Source organism: Labilibaculum sp. DW002 (assembly GCF_029029525.1).
Classification (GTDB): Bacteria; Bacteroidota; Bacteroidia; order Bacteroidales; family Marinifilaceae; genus Paralabilibaculum; species Paralabilibaculum antarcticum.
Map to the genome: position 1 here is coordinate 79,025 of NZ_JAKJSC010000011.1, position 18,795 is coordinate 97,819.

The window sequence follows — 18,795 nt, forward strand, 5'->3', positions numbered from 1 at the left end:
TTATTATTTCACAACAAAAGCTCTGTTCTTTACAAATTCTATCATTGCATTGATATCATCTTTCAACACACGATCATCTTCCAATTTCGCAACCTTACTTCTAATGATTTTGAAATTCTCGGTCATGATATCTGAAAAATGATTTGGGCTTCTAAACTCTAAAGCTTGAGCCGCATACATCAACTCAATTGCAAAGATTTTTTCGATATTACCCAAAATCTGATTGAATTTACGACCAGAAATAGATCCCATAGAAACGTGATCTTCCTGTCCTAATGAAGTTGGAACACTATCGGCTGATGGAGGGAAACAAAGTGATTTGTTTTCTGTAACCAAAGCTGCTGTTGTGTATTGAGGAATCATGAAACCTGAATTTAACCCACCACTTGCAGTTAACAAACGAGGCAAACCAAATTTTCCTTCTAACAGTAAATAACATCTTCTATCAGCAATATTACCCAGCTCTGAAGCTGCAATAGAACCGTAATCAAGAGCCATAGCCAACGGTTGTCCGTGGAAGTTACCACCTGAAATTGCTTCTGTATCGCTTAATACAATTGGGTTATCAGTTACTGAATTAATTTCAGTCTCAACAACACCAGCTACATAGTTAATTGCATCTTTTGATGCACCATGAACCTGTGGCATACAACGGAATGAATAAGGATCCTGAACACGCTCACAATCGATGTGGCCTGCTAAATTCTCCGAATTCTTCAATAGCATACGCATGCGTTCTGCTACCTTAATATTTCCTTTGAAAGGACGAATTGAATGCAATTCTGGTTTGTATGGCGCTGCACTTCCTTGGAAACCTTCCAAGCTCATTGCTCCAGCAACATCTGCTAGGTCAAGAAGGTACTCCATTTTGTGCAATCCACGAATGGTGTGAGCCAAAATAAACTGCGTTCCGTTAATCAATCCCAAACCTTCTTTAGCTTCTAAACGAATAGCCTCTAAACCATGATTTGCCAATACTTCTTTCGCTGGAACGATATCTTTACCCATCCAAAATTCACCTTCTCCTAAAAGAGGTAAAAACAGATGAGACAATGGTGCTAAATCTCCAGATGCACCTACAGAACCTTGCTCAGGAACAACTGGTAATAAATCATTTTCAATAAAGAATAGAATACGTTCAATTACTTCGATACGAACACCCGAGAAACCTTGAGACAAAGCTTGTACTTTGCAAATCATCATGATTTTCGATAACTCTTTACCAATTGGGTTACCAACACCAACAGCATGAGTAATCAATAAGTTCTCTTGCAGTTTACTTGTTTCTTCAGGCGAAATTTGAGTATCGCATAAAGGTCCAAATCCAGTATTGATTCCGTAAACAGCTTTTTCAGATGCAGCCATTTTTTCAACTTTAGCTCTGCACTCGTTAACTTTGCTAATTGCTTCAGCAGTTAAACCAGCTTTTAGCTCCCCTCGAGCTATCTGAATTGTCTTGTCAACAGTTAGTTGATCTATTCCGTATTTAAACATAGTTCTAGTAGATTTATTTTTTAACAAAGTTATTCGTAATTTTGATACCTAACAATACTAGTTTTGTCAAGATTTAATAACTATGAGTAATCAAATAGAACTTCGTCATTATAAATACTTTCTCGCTTTAGCCAAAGATTTACACTTTAGAAAAGCTGCTGAGCGACTTTATATATCCCAGCCTGGTCTAAGCCGACAGATTAAACAAATGGAGGAAGATTTAGGCATCAACCTTTTTGAAAGACACAATAGAAAAGTGGAATTAACCAAAGCTGGCTTGTATTTACAAAACGAATTAACCAACACTTTTAAACGATTAGATGATATTATAGATCATGCTAAATTACTAAACGATGGTATGGATGGTAACCTAAAACTAGGCTATGTTGGATCGGCTATGCAATTGGTTATTCCCGAACTTCTTTTGAAATATAAAAATAAACATCCCAATGTCCTTTTCAATTTGAATGAAATGGATAATGATAAACAAATTCATGCCTTGCTCAATCAGGAAATTGATGTTGGCTTTGTAAGAATGGAGCGAGTGCCAAGAGGTATTGAAATCCAACCCGTTTTTGAAGACACTTTTTCATTGGTTTTACCTAAAGATCACCCATTAACAGAATCGAATTTTAACGATCTATCACAAGTTAAAGATGAATCTTTTATTCTATTTGACTCTTCGTATAGTGAATCGTATCACGAAAAGGTGATGCAAATATTCGATGAGAGTGGCTTCTCTCCTCTCGTTTCGCACAATACAGTTAATGCGAGTTCTATTTTCAGACTTGTGGAAAATAATTTTGGGATATCCATTGTCCCAACCTCTTTGCAATTGGGTTATGATATGGATGTGAAATTTATTGAATTAACAGAAATACCACAACGCACGACTTTAAAATTGGTGTGGAATAGTGTAAATACCAATCCAATTTTAGAGAAGTTTCTACATTTAACAAAGCTCTAATTTGAGGATATACTTAGCATTTCAGAAGAACATATTCATTGCAAATTCCATTTCGAATTCAGGATGATGAGCCAGTTCAATATGCTCTGCCTTCTCTAAAATAGAATTGGTGTAGTTTGTAAAATCATCACTTAAAGCATGTAAAACAGCTCCGGTTCCAGAGGTATTCCCGAGCATCACTATTTTGCCAAGCACCGCTTCTGGCAATAGACCAACTGTTACGGCACTTTCAGGATTCATATAATTTCCCAAACCTCCTGCAATGTAAACTGCATCGAGATCCTCAACACTAACATTAGCGGTCTGTAAAATGATTTTCACACCTGTAATAATCGCACTTTTTGCCAATTGAATTTCTCTAATATCTTGCGGTGTAATTACCACCTTCTCTCCAGTTCCAGATTCATTTTCAGCAGCCAGAACAAAGTCTTCTTTTAGTTCTCCGTCTGTTAAGATGACATTCGTATTCAATAAATAGGCAACAATATCGAGCAAACCAGAACCACAAACGCCTATTGGTTTCTCATCGGCAATGGTTTGATAGTCGTCACCTGTAAATACAGAAATAGCTCCATCAAAAGCACCCATACCACAAGAGATATTTGCTCCTTCGAAGGCTGGTCCTGCAGCGGTAGTGCAAGCATATATTTTTTCTGGTGTAACGATTGCCATCTCCCCATTTGTTCCAATATCAATAAACAGGTAAGTTTTAACTTCTTTGGGAGGATTTAGCGAGGCAAGTCCTGAAACAATATCTGCTCCTACATAAGCCGAAATTGATGGCATTAAGTGAACGATCGCATTAGAATTAGCCTGAATATTAAGTTCTGAAGCTGGAATACACTTTTCCGCTGTAAAATTAGGCACAAAAGGAGCCAAAGCGATTGGAGTTGGATCGATTCCTGCAAGCAAATGCAACATGGTTGTATTCGCCGAAACGGATAGTTTCACGATATTCTCAATAGCGACTCCTTCAGTAGTCGTAAAAATTTCTATTTCTTTATTGATCGCATCTACCAATTCCTTTTGCATTTGATCAAGTCCAGCTTGCGAAGAACAAAACTGAATGCGACTGATCACATCTGCTCCAAATTTTGCTTGTGGATTGCTAATTCCTCTGGTTCTCAAAATACCGCCGGTAATTAAGCTGATCCAATAAAACACGATGCTAGTTGTTCCAATATCCATAGCTAAGGAAATTGGATATGCTTGCTCCATTGCGAGAGCATTTGGTTTTACAGGAATGCGGACAGTATATTGATTCTGATTGGTTAAAACCTTCTCTTCAATCTCATTTGGTAAACTTAGCTCAATATCCGTATCGGGATAATACAAACATGAGTTTACGAAGCCAATATTTTTAATCTTCACGCGACATTTTCCACATGTACCATTTCCTCCGCAAGGTGCAGAAATAGAAATATTTTGTCCCTGAAGTATCTGCATCAAACTATCGCCAACCTCATAGGATATGGTTTCAATTTTTTTGCTTCGATGTAAATATATAATTGGCATTATCGTTCTTTTTTTACATTTCGGTACAAACAATTCACACTGCCACATTTATGGCATTCGTGCTTGTGGAAATCTACGTTTTCACCTATCCCAATGATACCGCTAACCGATTTCACAGGATGCATTAAGCAAGAATCACTCAATTGGATACCACAAATGTTATCTGGAAAAAATGAAAACAATTTTTTCTGCTCAGCCACATTCCAATCGCAATAACCAGGGCTGTATCTATTGGTAATTTTCCATCCCTTTTCTTCACACTCAAGCTTCAGTAACTCTTGTACCTTATCCATTGCTTTTTCAACCATCACAGTCCCCAAAACATCAACAAGATATCCTTCCACTAAATCCCCTTTATCGAATAATTCTTTTGAACGCAAACTAACTTCCGAACCCGCCGAACAGACAAAAAAAGCAGCTTTCTCCATATTTTGATAATAGCCAGCCACTTGCTCGCCTACTGAAAATACTTCTCCGCCAATTTTCACAATTGGATTCTCTACACAAGAAGAAGGTGCCACCACATAAGCTCCTCTAACATTTGCTTTGGTATCTAAATCGGTAATTTCTGCTTGTAAAAATTCTGAATAAGAAGGCATATCCTCGCCAACGTGGGCAATAAATTCTACATCTTCAATGCGAATGTTTAATTCCAATGCACTAAAGTGATATTCTCTTATTTGCTGATTATTTGTCGTTTCCTTTTCCACCAATTGCTATTTTCTAACGAATCAATTATACTAATTAATTAAATGCTTTTTAAAGATTTTTCGAAGCTCACTTACCGTTAAACCATGCCCAAAGGCAATCAATTCTGATGGCCCAACATATTTCTCCAAGTTCTTAATTTCAATATTTTCATAGACACAATGAATAGAAACAACGCTTCCATCACTCAAATTCAAATATCCTTTTATTCGAGGACAAGTCTTCGTTAATTCTTTCAGAAATTCAGTTAAACCAACTTCCGAGATCTTATCATGTGTACGTAAAACACAAGCATTGATATCTGGTCGCCCTTCTGACTCTTGGCCTAAGTATCTTTTGGCTGCATTTCCTTTGTCAATTTCATTAACTGCCAAAGCTTTCCAATCTACTTTCGCAAAACTTGTTGGTAGAATCTCCGCATATGGATTTAGCTGTTTTAGAGCTTTATTAATCTCACTTAAATCCTCATCAAGCAAATCTATTTTATTAATGATAAGCTTATCAGCCACCATTATTTGATGCCTAAAGCGAACCAACATGTTTAGTCCTTTAAAGAAATTTGACGCATCAACAAGGCTAATAATCTTATCCAAAACAATTTTGTCTTTTAAGCCTGGCGATTGCAATAACTCAATAACACTAATTGGATCTGCCAATCCGGATGCTTCCAAAAAAATAATTTCAGGTTGATATTCTGCAATCACTTTTTGCATGTTTCTCTCAAAGTTACCCAATTGACAAACACAAAACACCGAACCATTGTTTATTTCAACAAGCTTAAAATCCTCATTCGATTGCTGCAATTCTTTTCCATCGACACCCGAAGGAGCAAACTCGTTTTGAATAACAGCAATTCGTTTACCAGAGGATAACTCACTTAATAAATTACTAAGCAATGTTGTCTTCCCACTCCCTAAAAAACCTGTGATTAGATTAAAATAAACCATACAGTTCTCAATTCCTTAAAAATGGTATAAAACCCGATTCATTATCTGAATCGGGTTCATATGCTAAAAATTATATCATTCTAATTTTTACTTGCTAAATAGCCTTCAATTTTTGCCTGAATATCAGCAATAGGAGGAATTTGAGAAATAAAATCAATATTTCCATCCATTACAATAGTTGGTAGGTTTTTCACACCTAAACTAGCCATCATTTGAACGCCTTCCATCTCTTTAATACGATGCTCTTTGTAAACCACTTTATCACCGTAAGATTCTGTAGCACGTGCAACAGCATCCACCATGTATTGACATGGTGCACAAGAAGATGAATCCAAAGTAATGATATCAATGATCACCTTTTCCTTATCCCAATGATTAGACAAATCAAGTAATTCTATATTTGAAGCAACTGCCTCTGAAGCTCTCAACTCTCCTTGAAGAATTTCATCGTGTACTAATTCTGCAACAGCAATTAGATTCTCTTTTGGTGTCTCCATTGCTAAATCGCAACCAGGAGCAAGAATAAATCCTTTTTTACCACCAATATCCATGCAATCAAGAGCATCTCTGCGAGAAGCATCTTCGTCACCCATTAACAAGGCAACTGTTAGCTTAATGTTACCACCAAAACTCACATTGTGTTTCAATGACATATCACGAACAAAATCCAAAGGAATATTCTCATCAATAGAGATATTGTCTGGCTTTGTTTGACACATTACTTCAATATTTTGCTGCGCATTACCACACACAAAGAATGAACTTAAAGCATCTGCTTCACGAATCGAATCGTTAATTTCCTTTACGTAAGGACTAACAAATGTTTCGAAACTCATTGGATCGATCTGACTTGTCATCGGATCAACAATTGCAATAATATCAGCACCTGACTCAATGTAATTCGTAGCCATCATTTTTGCCACATCAGTAGCAAAACGCATTAATTTGTGCGTCTTCTCTGGCTCCATCATCATTTGCATGAAAATGTCGGTACCCAATAGGTGCAAAGCCAGTGTAAAAGGACCAGTAATCAGGCCATACAATGCTAAATCTGGATGCTCTTCTCTCAACTTTCGAGTTGTCTCCATTACCAAGGAAATTCTTCCTTCGCAGGCACATGGTACTTTTAAATCATCAAGAGTCTTTCCTTCCATTAAAGGATGAGAAATAACTGCAGGAGGGTTGTCATCGGCCCAAGCCAATTTACAACCTAATGCTTCTGCTTCAATTTGCAAATCAAAAGCAACAGGAATTCCATCAGGATTATACAATTCAATAGATTTGTTTACTCCTTCTACAATTTTATCACTTGATTGAAGAAATTCTGTTGCCGTAAGTCCAATTAGTTGGCCAGCATGTGCTCCAACAAAAGGAACCCAAGGTATTCTCTCCACCTCTTCAAGGCGCATTGCCTTTTTTATTAATTCTAATCCTTGCATGGGGTATATTTTGTCTTTTGTAAGTCGATTAATCAACTTAGCTATAGTTTATTAATTATTTATGATGCCAACGAATTCAAAAACTCAACCACTCCTTGTGGATCTGGCTTGTAACTATCCGCACCAATTTTTTCCGAGAAGTCCTGAGTAATAGGAGCTCCACCAATGCAAATTTGACGATCAGGGTTGTGTTTTTTAACGATTTCAACAATTTTTTGCATGTTAGCCATTGTTGTTGTAAGCAATGAAGAAAGGCCAATTACACTACCAGGATGTTTCTCTGCAGTTTCAATAAATTGCTCAGCTTTCACGTCTGTACCTAAGTCGATTACCTCATATCCGTTACCTTCAACCATCATGGCAACCAAGTTTTTACCGATATCGTGAAGATCTCCTTCTACAGTTCCAACTACAAATACACCTTTTCGTTCAGCGGCTCCAGAAGAAAAGTATGGTTTTAAATGATCCATTGCAGCACTCATCGCTTTTGCGCTCATTAAAACTTGTGGAACGAATACTTTGTTCTCGCGGAACTTAATACCCACTTTTTCCATTCCAACCATTAAGCCATGCTTTAATATTTCACCAGGTTCTATGCCTTCGTCAATCGCTTGTTTTGCATATTCATCAGCACCATCTTGACCTTTCATTGTTGGTGGATAAGGAGAAGCATTATTAATCTTTCCAAATTCAACACATTCCGCTAATTTCTCTAACAATTCATTCATAACTAATTACTTTATCAACTATAATTACCACTAGGTTTCTCTAACAATTAATTTTGGCTGTATAATAATCTGCTTGCCAATTAAATTTGAAGTTTCATTAATGAGCTGTCCAATCTTATTTGCCATTTCTTCATATTGACAATCAACAACCGTTATTGCTGGTGTAAAAAGCTCACTCAATTCGGTATTACCATACGAAACAAGTCTAATTTCTTCTGGTATGGAAAAACCCCATTTTTTTAATTTACCGATTAACCTTACGGTAAGAGAATCTTGTATTGCAAGTACTCCCCTAATGTTATTTCCCCTAAAAAAGTCAACAGACAAATCATTTATATCAGCTGAATGAAACAGTTTTCGATCTGGATATTTCATTTCTAAAATCATCTCGAATGTTTGTTTCATATGATCAAATACAAGGTTTCTCCCTTGCCATCTCTCACTGCTTAAAAGCAAATAATTTCCTTTTTCTTCCCATTCAGCTAAATAATCAACCGCTCTGGTCACACCCAGATCATAACTTTGAATCGCATAATTAAAATAAGAACCTGCCATTGTATTATCCGCCAAAACAATTTTCGTTTTACCCGGATTCAACCTTCTGTAAAACTCTCCTGTAATTGACTCGTCATAATTAGGAACAATAATAATTGCTTCGTACCCTTTCTGAATGAGCTGACCAATAGATCTCATTTCCTCATCAGGATTATTATAGTGCAGAAAATACTCCAGCTTCCTACCCGAAAATTGAGCTTGTTTACTTATTTCAGAAATCAACTGCTCAATATTTGTTGAATAAAAAGGAATAACCATTCCCCACTTTTTCACCATTGAAGTAACTCCGTTTATAAAAGTTCCTCTTCCAGGTTGAGAAATAACTAAATTTTCCGCAATCAGAGCTTGTAACACCCTCTTGGCTGTCTCTCTCGAAACCTGATGGCGACTCATTATTTTATTAATAGAATCAATTTTTGCCCCAGGTAAATATTCCTGCGAAATAATCCTGTTTCTATAAAACTCAATGAGCTTTTTATAAATCGGTATGTGTCCTCTCAGATTCAAACTTCAAATTTATATGGTTTAAAACTACATGTTATTTTTGTGCCTACCAGCACACACCATCACACTTAATCACATATCATCACACTTCTGATTAAAAGACTTTCCATCTCTTATCCGTTTGTTCAATAGCCAAATACAAAAATTATATAAGTCCACCCATTTTTCGATACTGTTCTGGTGAACAATCACTTATCTTTTTAAAGATACGAGTGTAATATTGCTGGCTGTTAAAGCCTGTCTCTTCACTAATTTTCTTTTGAGACATTGTAGTGGTAATTAAAAGCTCCTGTGCTTTTTCAATTCTTTTGCGATTAATGAATTCCATTGGTCGCATGCCAGTAATCTTTTTGAATTGTCTTGTGTAATGATCGGTGGAACAACAAGCCAAGTTGGCCAATGCATCTATTCTAATTTCTTCATACAAATGGTTTGAGATGTATTCGAAAGATTTTTTAATAAACGATTGCTTCTGTAACTGCAATACTTCCGCGTTGTCACTATTAATAAAACGAGAAAACAATTGCTTGATAATTCCCTCTGTTTCCAATTGAACATTATTCGGACGGTGCTCCATTTGATTCTTCTTCCAACTACTTTTCTTATAAACATTCGGGTCGGAATGTTTCAAACATAAAGTCGGATTAATTTCCAAAAGTCGTTCGAATAAATGCAAATCAATTGGCATTGCTTTCACTTCTTGTGTGATCGCTAGTTGATCAAAAATTTTTAATCCATCGGGAAGAGAATGAGAAAAATGAAGATAATACTGGCTAAGCTTCTCAACGCAATGGTAACCGCAGAGCGTATAGCTGGGCACTAAATACAAATACCCAGGTTTCAATTTTATCATGTTATTATCTGGTAAAATATAGCCTTCTCCTTCGGTTATTAAATAAATTCTTGAAAACGGACTTATTATATTAGAATAATTCCATTCCTGACCTACAGCACATTTTGCGGTGTTGTAAACCTGTATGTTAACTTTATCAATTAGCCCTGGTGATATCATTTTTTATGGTTTTACAAATCAAAAATAACAAAAGAGATCGGAAATGTACAAATGACTACCGATTATTTATTGAATAAGCAAAAATTGATATCTAATTTTGAATCATCTAATCATCAGGCATAACAAGCCCTTGTTAGGTTTTATTCCATATTATAACAAAGTAGACAATGAATTCAAAAGAACGAGTTTTTGCAACAATACGAAGAGAGAAAGTTGATTATCCTGCAAGTTGGTTAGGTCTTCCGGTACCACCAGCCTTACCAGCATTATTTGAACATTTTAAAGTGTCGAATACCGACGAATTAAAAAAATGCATTGATGATGATGTTTGGCCAATACTTGTACCCTATAATAATGCACCTCATTACGATGTTGGCTGCGCCCTTACTTTTGCGAAAGAAGAAATTGAAAATGGATCGCAAGATGAGCGAACATTAACTGCTCCAGGCTTTTTTGAAGGGATGACAGATCCAAAAATGGTTGATACATTTCCATGGCCAAATCCTGCCGATTTTCTAGATGTAGAAAAAGCTGCAAAATTAGTTGAACAAGCTCCCGATGATTATTTTAAAATGGGAATTATGTGGTCGGCTCATTTTCAAGATACCTGTTCGGCTTTTGGAATGGAAGATGCTCTTACCACCATGATGATGTATCCTGAAATGTTTCAAGCAGTAATCGATAAAATTACAGACTTTTACCTTGACCTTAACGGCCGATTTTATGAAGCAACCAAAGGAAAATTAGACGGTGTGTTAATTGGAAATGATTTTGGTAGTCAAACTGCCTTAATGGTTGATCCATTTATGTTGCGTGAGTACGTATTTCCAGGAACAAAAAAGTTAGTTGATCAGGCAAAAAGCTACGGTTTAACTGTATTGCATCACTCTTGTGGATCAATATTCCCTATTATTGATGATTTATATGAAATGGGCGTAGACATTGTTCACCCAATTCAAGCCCTAGCAAGCGATATGAGTGCAGAACATTTAAGTGGAGAATTTACATCTAAAGCATTTTGTGGTGCAGTTGATGCTCAAGAATTATTGGTTCATGGAACACCTGAACAAATCACTAAACGTGTGCATGAATTGAAGAACGTTTTCCCAACAGGCTTGATAATTTCACCAAGTCATGAAGCAATTTTACCAGATATTGCACCAGAAAATATCGAAGCACTTTTTAAAGCAGTGAAAGAATAATTACCCTTGACAAGGCGTCTAAATTAAGAACGATATCCTTACTTTGGATTCCTAACCCTTACACCTAATACTTAAATAACAAATAATGATTACACCAAACCCGATATTTGGAACTGGCCTACATGCGATAGGTGGTATTTCTGCTGCAAGTTGTTACATGCCATTCGAAAAAGTAAAAAACTGGTCTTGGGGCGTATTTTGGATCGTGCAAGCTCTTTTTGCATGGCTTCTTATGCCTTTAGTGATTGGCTATTTTACCATTCCTGATTTATTTACCGTATTGTCTAAAGCGCCCGCCTCAGTATTTTGGCCAGCCTTATTGCTAGGGTCAGTTTATGGCTTTGGTGGCTTGTCGTTTGGCTATGCCATTCGGAACATTGGCTATTCATTAACCTATACAATATCAATTGGAATTTCGGCTGTTTTAGGCACGGTAATTCCTCTGATTCTAAATGGTCAATTAATCGAACAATTTACCAAAGTTGGTGGCGACATTGTACTTTTGGGTATGATTGCATCTATTTTAGGTGTTGCCCTTTGCGGTAGAGCAGGCTTCTTAAAAGAGAAGTTTATATCTTCAAAAACAAAGGGAAAAGGGAGTACGTTCAATATGAAAAAAGGTCTAGCATTGACCTTAGTAGCTGGATCCTTATCGGCAATTTGGGGCGTATCTTTAGAGGTAGGACAACCAATTTCAGATATCGCTGCAGAGCATGGTGCTGGTCATTTTGAAGGAAATGCTAAATTAATCGTATCCTCTCTCGGATGTTTACTTACGAATCTTATTTGGTTTGGAATTGTAACCTTCAAAGATGGCTCAATTAAAACATTATTTTCGATTAAGGAAACTGGAACGAAAAGATACCTGAGCAATTTTTCACTTTCCGCCTTAGCAGGATCATTATGGTACATGCAATTCTTCTTTTACGGATTAGGTCATGTACGCATGGGCTCCTTTCAATTTTCAAGCTGGGTTCTGCACATGTCAATGTTGATATTTTTCAGCTATATCATTGGCGTATTAATGAAAGAATGGAAAGATGTTAACCGAAAAACATATATCGTTCTAATTATTGCCCTTATTGTTTTAGTCATATCGTTTGTAATCATGACTTACGGAAGCTATATCGGAGAATTAGCGAACGGATCGCATTAAATAGAAAAAATTAAAGAACCAATCCTCGGGTTGTTGAGATAAAGTTTGAAATGTTCTCAAGGTTTCAAATTCTACTCTTAGCAACCTTTTTTTTTTGTTTAAACATCAATTTTACATCATACACGCACCTTTAATAAGCCAATAATCAAACAGATCCGTTTAAAAATAAGAAAATCATAAATACATCTTAATCAGACCTTAAAAATGTATAGCTTTGTCGCTGCTTAAAAAACATGGAGAGTACTTGTACTTTCTGCAGAAAGTTAAGTGTTTATCCCATTAGAAAATTTAGAAAGAATACCTATGAAGCGTATCAATGCATACAAGAAATTATTTGATGTAGATCAAGATACTGATCTTAAGAAATTAAAGTCAAAATATAGAAGTTTAGTGAAAGAATGGCATCCTGATAAATTTCAATCTGATGATGAAAAGTTTGCTGAGGCAGAAGTGAAAAGTCGCGAGATTATCGATGCTTACCACTTTTTAGTTAGCATTGCTCCAGAAACTATTGAAGCAAACCTAGAAGAATATACTGCAACAACCACAGAATCGGGTATTGCTGATTACAAGCACAAAGGTTTATTGCTAGAAATTTCATTTTTAGATGGTACTACCTACGAATACTTTGGTGTACCAAAAAATGTATTCAACAAATTTATCAATTCAGATAAGCAATATCGTTTTGCTAAAAGAAGCATTTTCAATACTTACACGTATCGTAAATCGAAAAAGGATGCAGTAGCAGCCTAAACTATACTCAATGCGGTTCATGATCTTAAATTCTTATAAGATCATGAATTGCATTAGATCAATCTCTCCCGAATACAAGTTTAGTCTGTTTTTAACCATCCAGTAATGCTTAACCTTGGCTGATGGCTCAGTAAAACTTCATGCAGAAGTTCACTACTCTTAAAAAAGACACATTTCCCATTAAGTGGCGTAATCTTTTGTTGGTGATTCGAATGATGAATACACAATTCTCCACCATCGCCCAGTTTCCAATCCACATTTAAGTACATGATCATTGTGAAGGCTCTCCCCTTGTTATTCACGAACTGATCGAGATGTTTCTTGTACAAAGTCCCCTTTTCATAAAGAGCATAATGAAATTCATATCCTGTTATTCCTGTATAACAAGTTCTATTTAGGTAGTCAATAAAACGATCCATCAATTCAAAAAAGCTGTCTTCATGTTCGTCTTGATGTTTAGGATCGAGCCAATAGATTTTATCGCTACGGATTGACTTGTTGTGGATCAAATCGGTTTTGTTTCCGATTCCCGCTGTCTGCATTTGATTATGCGACAACAGATTTAATAAATTTCCTTTGAGCTTAGAAGCCAGAGCCTCGCTCAAGAAATTATCTGTTAAGCCAACATTATTGTCTAAATATGTGCTGACCAAATCCTCGAAAGTTGTATTCAATTGAATGAATTAATATGTATGCGAAACAAATTCGCTGAACAACAAGGTAGACTATTAAAATGAGACTATAAGCTAGTCACCCCACTATTAAAGAAAGTTGATACCACCACCCCAAATAAAATCTAATCATTACTTTTCAAATCAAATATTATTGATAAATTTAAAAAGAAGAGATTTTAGAGATATTAAAAAACTAGAAATTTAGGATTATGAGTTTTGGTGGTTCAGTACAAGCAATGATTGTTTCGATTAAAAACAATGCGAGAAATAGGACAAATGTTTTTAAAAAAGGTAAAAATGAAAACGAAACTGCTCACATTCATAAGAATTCTTTACAATTCAAAACTGTACCTGCTGATGAATTAGAGATCATTAAAAAAAACATTAGAGAAAAAGCCCAAAAGGAAAACAAAAAGCGACGAATTATAGCCGGTATTATCATCATCCCCATCCTCGTTGGTATATTCTTTACTGTTCGATATAAAATAAGTCAGTATACTAATAAAGTGGAAGACCGCAGATCATACGAATCTTCTGTTGTTGATGACAAAACAGATCGTTTATTAAAAGACAGCAACTATTGGCTGAAGAATGGTAATTACCTCAACGCAAAAAAATTACTGTATAAAGCTTATCAAATAAATCCTGGAGATTATCATATCAATTATGCAAATGCGAATGTTTACGTTTTAGATTGTGTTGAAAATGGTGTTGGGTGTAAATCAGCAGACAGAATGGTTAATGGCATGATAGAAAAGTATGGTAATGAAGACGAGTTACTCGCATTAAAGTCACTTCTCGAACAAAAATAAACTTACCGCCAACCTTCTTTGTTTACTTACTAAATAGTTTTTACTTTACGCAAAACAGCTTAAAATGAAAACAAACCTACTAGAAAACTTCTCCAAGATCAAAGACTATTTTTCGCCAAAGGTAATTGGTGAAGTGAATGATGCCTACGTTAAAATTGCCAAAATAAAAGGCGATGAATTGCCATGGCACGATCATAAAAATGAAGATGAGTTGTTCTTTATAATTGAAGGGAATTTATTAATGGAAGTTGAAGGTTTAGAGCCTTTCGAGATGGCAACTGGAGACCTATACATTGTTAAAAAAGGAACACAACACAGAGTATCCTCAAAGGAAGAATGCAAAATAATGCTTATCGAAAACAAGACTACGGCTCATACTGGAGATGTTGAATCTTCAATTACCAAAAATATTAAAGATCAGTTATAATGAGAAAGGTAAAACTATATATCGCCATGAGCTTGAATGGCAAAATAGCTAGAAAAGGTGGAGAGGTAGATTGGCTTGAAGCAATTCCAAATCCTGCACAAACAGATTATGGATACGAAGCATTTTACAATTCTATTGATACTACAATCATGGGCAAAAAAACCTATGATCAGATCATGAGTTGGGGAATTGATTTTCCATATGCAGGAAAAAAGAATTTTGTTTTTACCAGCCAGACAGATGAAAAGAACACGGAACATGTAAGGTTTTTGACGGAAAATCAAGTCGAAACAATTAAGACTCTTAAGAATCAGGAAGGTAAAGATATTTGGCTAATTGGCGGAGGAAAAATAAATAGTTTGCTTATTGAAGAGAACCTAATTGATGAAATAATTATTTTTGTAATGCCAATTATCTTGCCAAATGGCATCGCTCTTTTCGACACTTTTCTTACCGATAAAGCAATCAATCTTAAAGCGACCAAGTCTCACTCTTCAGGTGTTGTAGAGTTAAAATACGAATTGAATCAATAGCTGAACTAAAGGAAAGAATCATCAGTTAGTATAGGCAATTCACCACCATTAAAATTCACCCGAAGCAAAAGGTAAAATGACTATAAATAAACTTTTTTGCTTCTCATTTGTTTTACTAATATGATAACACATATTTTACTTGTCCACCTACTGATGAATACAAACACATTGAGCATCGCTGAATTCAATTCGAATAGCAAACTTTCTAATTGGCAGATTGTAAACGATGTGGTTATGGGAGGAAGATCAGAATCTGGTTTTTACCTAAATGAAGAAGGAAACGCTGTTTTCAAAGGCTATGTTTCGCTCGAAAACAATGGTGGATTTTCAATGGTGAAAAATATCTTTCCTACTATCGAGGTAAATGAATTCTCAAAAATACTTCTTAAAATTAAGGGAGATGGTAAGCGATATCAATTTAGAGTAAAATCGAATACAAACGAATCTCATTCTTACGTCTCACATTTTTTGACTTCAGGAGAATGGCAAATAATTGAGATTTCTTTATCGGATCTATATCCTACTTTTAGAGGGCGAAAACTAAGCATTCCAAATTACCCAGGTCAGCTATTAGAGGAAGTTGCCATATTGATAGGCAACAAAAAAACAGAAAGTTTTAAGCTTGAAATAAAGTGGATATCTTTGAAATAACCCCTTACATTGGCAAGTAAAAATAGATACCCAAGCCATTTGTGAATATGATATTCCCATACAGAGAATGCTCCAAAAACACTGCATTTAAAGATTTATTGCGAAGATAGGTGTAAGAAAAAATTAGACTGCCAATAAAGGTAAATATTAAGGCCAGCCAATTTCTAAAAATAATGTGTGCCAGAGCAAAACAAATCGCATTGATCAATAACATTACCAAAGGATTAGAAAACAAGCTTTTATAGCGATGAAAAAAGAATGCTCGAAATATAAACTCTTGTGTGTAGGCTGACCAAATTGGATAAGAAAGAATTACTGTTAGCCAAATCCAAAAATTATTCCTTGGTAAATGGAAAAATACATCTGCTCTGAAAACATAAACCCAAAGTGAACTTACGATTAGAAGTGCAAAGCCTTTAAATAAAAACTCTTGCCAAGGATAATCACGCTTAATCTTGAGAATATTACGATCGAAATTTTTGTCTTTATAGATAATAAACAGACAATAGATAAATACCAGAACCAGTGGAATAGCTTTATGTACTGGTATCAGCTCGTAAAAATACAAGACTGGAATTACCAGAAACATGAAAATCATTTCTATCCACAGGTACAGTTTCTTCATCTTAAAATCCAATAAAAAAGAGAAATCATTATAGAATTCGATAATAAGGAAGGAAATCCTTATTAAGACTCGTTCTATTTAATTTACAGTTTTTTAATGAATTTTGTTTCAAAAAAACAGGTATTATTTAGGAATGAAGGTTTTTTGATGATAAACGAATAAACTCTTTTAATAATGGCCCTAAAAACAGGGTAAACGACATGATTTAAGTTGTCATATGAGCAATAAAATCATCAATTGCATTAAAATTAATTTCCGATTGACTTTCTTTTACACCAACAATTTTGCGAACAATTATTTTTTCGATCCAATTCATCTCCGAAAAAAGAAATTCTCCACCTGTAATAGCCGTTGCCTTTGCATGTTTTATCAAGCTCTCTGGATAAGCTGTTTCGAATTGTTTTAAGGCAGGATCTCCTTTATACATGCACGAGAGGAACAAACCAATTTCTTTTTGAAGTAATAGATCTAAATTGAGCTTACAAAAAGCTTGAATTTTTTTTTGAATAGCTCCTGCATGTATAGATCCTCCAATAACAATTCTATCAAATTCCTCCAAATTAGGAAGAGATGTTGTATTGATATTAATTAATAGATATTCTTCTCCCAACAAATTTTGCATTCGCTGAGCCACTTTTTCTGTGGTACCATGTTTCGACTGATAAACAAGAAGTCCCTTCATTCCAAATAATTAAGAAGCTTTACGTTGTGCTTTTCTCGCTGCAATAATCAACAAATAACCAGCAATTACTGGACCGTAAGAAACAATGTAATATCCTTTTACATCAATCCATTGAAAATAAGTTCCCAGTGTAATTACACCACCAATAATCATTAAAGTCCATCCAATTAAACGCATCTCTCGTGCTTTTAATTTACCAGGCTTTTTAATATCTCCGTTCAATATTCGATTGTCAATTTCACGAACAACATTTTTGATCATTTCCTCTTCAACATTCTTATCGGCTAGTTCTTTTCTAATTTGTGAAAAATCCATGCCTTCTATTTTTTTCTGGTGATAGGAATCAACCAAGCTTTTAAAATCTTTTTCCATAATTCTTAAAGTCCAATTATAAAAACAAATTTACTTACAAAATCTTGTATACAAAAACAGGCTCCTTAAAAAGAAGCCTGTTTAATTATCTTATTAAAAATAAAATCTAAGAATAAATTTCTTTTTTAGATGCGATTAATGTATTTTGAAGTAATGAGACAATTGTCATCGGTCCTACTCCACCAGGAACTGGTGTAATGAATGAACACTTAGGAGCCACCTCATCAAAATTAACATCACCAATAAGTTTCCAGCCAGATTTTGTCTTATCAGACTTAATTCTGTGAATTCCAACATCAATTACAGTTGCACCATCCTTAACCATATCGCCAGTTAAGAACTCAGGCATACCCAAGGCAACAATTATAATGTCAGCCTCACGAGTAATTTCAGGAATATTCTTAGTACGACTATGGCAAAGTGTAACTGTACAATCACCATGAGATGCTTTACGAGACATTAGAACACTCATTGGCGTACCTACAATATTACTACGACCAATAACAACACAATTTTTACCTGAAGTCTCGATCTTATATCTTTTCAACAACTCTACAATACCCGCTGGAGTAGCTGGTAAGTATGTCGGAAGGGTCGCAACCATCTTACCTACATTCATAGGGTGGAAGCCATCAACATCTTTTTCAGGACGGATTGTTTCAATCACTTTAGATTCTGAAATATGCTTTGGTAATGGTAATTGAACAATTAAACCATCGATAGAATCGTTCTGGTTCACTTTTTCAATCTCAGCTAATAACTCATCTTCAGTGATTGCATCTTCAAACTTAAACTCTGAAGAATCAAATCCAACTTGATGACACGCTTTAACTTTAGCAGCCACATAAGTTTCGCTGGCACCGTCATGTCCAACAATAATAGCCGCCAGGTGAGGCTTTTTACCACCATTTTTAATAATCCCTTCAACTTCCGCAGCAATTTCTTGCTTTACTTCAGCCGAAATCTTTTTTCCATCGATTAATTCCATGGTCGTATCGTTTGCTATTATAAAAAAATGCCTGTCCACAAGAACAAGCAT

The 18,795-nt window shown here is 35.3% G+C and carries 21 protein-coding genes; 8 read left to right on the top strand and 13 right to left on the bottom strand.

The window, feature by feature from the left end; translation table 11 throughout:
• Positions 1-3: 3 nt before the first annotated feature.
• The gene (hutH, locus tag L3049_RS21045; RefSeq protein WP_275111812.1) at positions 4-1,494 is read right to left on the bottom strand and encodes a histidine ammonia-lyase; all 1,491 of its coding nucleotides are present in this window, start codon (positions 1,492-1,494) and stop codon (positions 4-6) included.
• Between the two features lie 82 nt (positions 1,495-1,576).
• Here hutH and L3049_RS21050 point away from each other — a divergent pair, with 82 nt between their 5' ends.
• On the top strand, positions 1,577-2,461 hold the full coding sequence (locus L3049_RS21050; protein ID WP_275111813.1) for a LysR family transcriptional regulator: 885 nt from the start codon (positions 1,577-1,579) through the stop codon (positions 2,459-2,461).
• Between the two features lie 21 nt (positions 2,462-2,482).
• Here the strand turns inward: L3049_RS21050 and L3049_RS21055 are convergent, their stop codons facing one another.
• From L3049_RS21055 to L3049_RS21085, 7 genes are all read right to left on the bottom strand, one after another.
• Positions 2,483-3,976, bottom strand: coding sequence for an ASKHA domain-containing protein (locus tag L3049_RS21055; protein WP_275111814.1), 1,494 nt, complete (start codon positions 3,974-3,976; stop codon positions 2,483-2,485).
• Positions 3,976-4,686: a vitamin B12 dependent-methionine synthase activation domain-containing protein gene (locus L3049_RS21060; RefSeq protein ID WP_275111815.1), complete on the bottom strand. Its 711-nt coding sequence runs from the start codon at positions 4,684-4,686 to the stop codon at positions 3,976-3,978. The genes L3049_RS21055 and L3049_RS21060 overlap by 1 nt, the downstream gene beginning before the upstream one ends.
• Positions 4,687-4,716: 30 nt before the next feature.
• Positions 4,717-5,631 (bottom strand): CobW family GTP-binding protein, encoded by a 915-nt coding sequence (locus tag L3049_RS21065; protein ID WP_275111816.1) that lies wholly within the window; start codon positions 5,629-5,631, stop codon positions 4,717-4,719.
• 80 nt (positions 5,632-5,711) lie between these two features.
• Positions 5,712-7,070 (bottom strand): uroporphyrinogen decarboxylase family protein, encoded by a 1,359-nt coding sequence (locus tag L3049_RS21070; protein WP_275111817.1) that lies wholly within the window; start codon positions 7,068-7,070, stop codon positions 5,712-5,714.
• A gap of 59 nt (positions 7,071-7,129) precedes the next feature.
• The gene (locus L3049_RS21075; RefSeq protein ID WP_275111818.1) at positions 7,130-7,798 is read right to left on the bottom strand and encodes a corrinoid protein; all 669 of its coding nucleotides are present in this window, start codon (positions 7,796-7,798) and stop codon (positions 7,130-7,132) included.
• 30 nt (positions 7,799-7,828) lie between these two features.
• Complete coding sequence (locus L3049_RS21080) at positions 7,829-8,860, bottom strand: GntR family transcriptional regulator (RefSeq protein ID WP_275111819.1); 1,032 nt, start codon at positions 8,858-8,860, stop codon at positions 7,829-7,831.
• A 142-nt stretch (positions 8,861-9,002) separates the two neighbouring features.
• Positions 9,003-9,869, bottom strand: coding sequence for an AraC family transcriptional regulator (locus tag L3049_RS21085; protein WP_275111820.1), 867 nt, complete (start codon positions 9,867-9,869; stop codon positions 9,003-9,005).
• A 167-nt stretch (positions 9,870-10,036) separates the two neighbouring features.
• Here L3049_RS21085 and L3049_RS21090 point away from each other — a divergent pair, with 167 nt between their 5' ends.
• The 3 genes from L3049_RS21090 (at position 10,037) to L3049_RS21100 (ending at position 12,980) form a co-directional block, all read left to right on the top strand.
• A complete protein-coding gene (locus L3049_RS21090) occupies positions 10,037-11,071 on the top strand; it encodes a uroporphyrinogen decarboxylase family protein (RefSeq protein ID WP_275111821.1) in 1,035 nt (344 codons plus the stop codon).
• Between the two features lie 85 nt (positions 11,072-11,156).
• Complete coding sequence (locus tag L3049_RS21095) at positions 11,157-12,227, top strand: L-rhamnose/proton symporter RhaT (RefSeq protein WP_275111822.1); 1,071 nt, start codon at positions 11,157-11,159, stop codon at positions 12,225-12,227.
• Positions 12,228-12,530: 303 nt separating this feature from the next.
• Positions 12,531-12,980 carry a KTSC domain-containing protein gene (locus tag L3049_RS21100; RefSeq protein ID WP_275111823.1) on the top strand — a complete coding sequence of 150 codons (450 nt, stop codon included), beginning with the start codon at positions 12,531-12,533 and terminating at the stop codon, positions 12,978-12,980.
• An 80-nt stretch (positions 12,981-13,060) separates the two neighbouring features.
• Here L3049_RS21100 and L3049_RS21105 read toward each other — a convergent pair whose 3' ends face one another.
• Positions 13,061-13,654 (bottom strand): 2OG-Fe(II) oxygenase, encoded by a 594-nt coding sequence (locus L3049_RS21105; RefSeq protein ID WP_275111824.1) that lies wholly within the window; start codon positions 13,652-13,654, stop codon positions 13,061-13,063.
• 209 nt (positions 13,655-13,863) lie between these two features.
• Here L3049_RS21105 and L3049_RS21110 point away from each other — a divergent pair, with 209 nt between their 5' ends.
• From L3049_RS21110 to L3049_RS21125, 4 genes are all read left to right on the top strand, one after another.
• Entirely contained in the window at positions 13,864-14,466 is a 603-nt protein-coding gene (locus L3049_RS21110) for a hypothetical protein (RefSeq protein ID WP_275111825.1), read from the top strand.
• 64 nt (positions 14,467-14,530) lie between these two features.
• Entirely contained in the window at positions 14,531-14,893 is a 363-nt protein-coding gene (locus L3049_RS21115; RefSeq protein ID WP_275111826.1) for a cupin domain-containing protein, read from the top strand.
• Positions 14,893-15,426 carry a dihydrofolate reductase family protein gene (locus tag L3049_RS21120; RefSeq protein WP_275111827.1) on the top strand — a complete coding sequence of 178 codons (534 nt, stop codon included), beginning with the start codon at positions 14,893-14,895 and terminating at the stop codon, positions 15,424-15,426. Before L3049_RS21115 ends, L3049_RS21120 begins: the two co-directional genes overlap by 1 nt.
• Before the next feature lie 153 nt (positions 15,427-15,579).
• The gene (locus L3049_RS21125) at positions 15,580-16,077 is read left to right on the top strand and encodes a CIA30 family protein (protein WP_275111828.1); all 498 of its coding nucleotides are present in this window, start codon (positions 15,580-15,582) and stop codon (positions 16,075-16,077) included.
• A gap of 4 nt (positions 16,078-16,081) precedes the next feature.
• Here the strand turns inward: L3049_RS21125 and L3049_RS21130 are convergent, their stop codons facing one another.
• From L3049_RS21130 to L3049_RS21145, 4 genes are all read right to left on the bottom strand, one after another.
• Positions 16,082-16,702, bottom strand: a complete 621-nt coding sequence (locus L3049_RS21130) for a CPBP family intramembrane glutamic endopeptidase (RefSeq protein WP_275111829.1) — start codon at positions 16,700-16,702, stop codon at positions 16,082-16,084.
• Positions 16,703-16,907: 205 nt separating this feature from the next.
• Complete coding sequence (locus tag L3049_RS21135; RefSeq protein ID WP_275111830.1) at positions 16,908-17,384, bottom strand: flavodoxin domain-containing protein; 477 nt, start codon at positions 17,382-17,384, stop codon at positions 16,908-16,910.
• Positions 17,385-17,393: 9 nt separating this feature from the next.
• Positions 17,394-17,756 (bottom strand): hypothetical protein, encoded by a 363-nt coding sequence (locus tag L3049_RS21140; RefSeq protein ID WP_275111831.1) that lies wholly within the window; start codon positions 17,754-17,756, stop codon positions 17,394-17,396.
• A 106-nt stretch (positions 17,757-17,862) separates the two neighbouring features.
• A complete protein-coding gene (locus tag L3049_RS21145; protein WP_275111832.1) occupies positions 17,863-18,744 on the bottom strand; it encodes a bifunctional 5,10-methylenetetrahydrofolate dehydrogenase/5,10-methenyltetrahydrofolate cyclohydrolase in 882 nt (293 codons plus the stop codon).
• Positions 18,745-18,795: the final 51 nt, after the last annotated feature.

Bases quoted from the DNA above. Each gene is read 5' to 3' on its own strand.
- hutH (WP_275111812.1), bottom strand. From the start codon at position 1,494: ATGTTTAAATACGGAATAGATCAACTAACTGTTGACAAGACAATTCAG.
- L3049_RS21050 (WP_275111813.1), top strand. From the start codon at position 1,577: ATGAGTAATCAAATAGAACTTCGTCATTATAAATACTTTCTCGCTTTA.
- L3049_RS21055 (WP_275111814.1), bottom strand. From the start codon at position 3,976: ATGCCAATTATATATTTACATCGAAGCAAAAAAATTGAAACCATATCC.
- L3049_RS21065 (WP_275111816.1), bottom strand. From the start codon at position 5,631: ATGGTTTATTTTAATCTAATCACAGGTTTTTTAGGGAGTGGGAAGACA.
- L3049_RS21070 (WP_275111817.1), bottom strand. From the start codon at position 7,070: ATGCAAGGATTAGAATTAATAAAAAAGGCAATGCGCCTTGAAGAGGTG.
- L3049_RS21075 (WP_275111818.1), bottom strand. From the start codon at position 7,798: ATGAATGAATTGTTAGAGAAATTAGCGGAATGTGTTGAATTTGGAAAG.
- L3049_RS21085 (WP_275111820.1), bottom strand. From the start codon at position 9,869: ATGATATCACCAGGGCTAATTGATAAAGTTAACATACAGGTTTACAAC.
- L3049_RS21090 (WP_275111821.1), top strand. From the start codon at position 10,037: ATGAATTCAAAAGAACGAGTTTTTGCAACAATACGAAGAGAGAAAGTT.
- L3049_RS21095 (WP_275111822.1), top strand. From the start codon at position 11,157: ATGATTACACCAAACCCGATATTTGGAACTGGCCTACATGCGATAGGT.
- L3049_RS21100 (WP_275111823.1), top strand. From the start codon at position 12,531: ATGAAGCGTATCAATGCATACAAGAAATTATTTGATGTAGATCAAGAT.
- L3049_RS21110 (WP_275111825.1), top strand. From the start codon at position 13,864: ATGAGTTTTGGTGGTTCAGTACAAGCAATGATTGTTTCGATTAAAAAC.
- L3049_RS21115 (WP_275111826.1), top strand. From the start codon at position 14,531: ATGAAAACAAACCTACTAGAAAACTTCTCCAAGATCAAAGACTATTTT.
- L3049_RS21120 (WP_275111827.1), top strand. From the start codon at position 14,893: ATGAGAAAGGTAAAACTATATATCGCCATGAGCTTGAATGGCAAAATA.
- L3049_RS21125 (WP_275111828.1), top strand. From the start codon at position 15,580: ATGAATACAAACACATTGAGCATCGCTGAATTCAATTCGAATAGCAAA.
- L3049_RS21130 (WP_275111829.1), bottom strand. From the start codon at position 16,702: ATGAAGAAACTGTACCTGTGGATAGAAATGATTTTCATGTTTCTGGTA.
- L3049_RS21135 (WP_275111830.1), bottom strand. From the start codon at position 17,384: ATGAAGGGACTTCTTGTTTATCAGTCGAAACATGGTACCACAGAAAAA.
- L3049_RS21140 (WP_275111831.1), bottom strand. From the start codon at position 17,756: ATGGAAAAAGATTTTAAAAGCTTGGTTGATTCCTATCACCAGAAAAAA.
- L3049_RS21145 (WP_275111832.1), bottom strand. From the start codon at position 18,744: ATGGAATTAATCGATGGAAAAAAGATTTCGGCTGAAGTAAAGCAAGAA.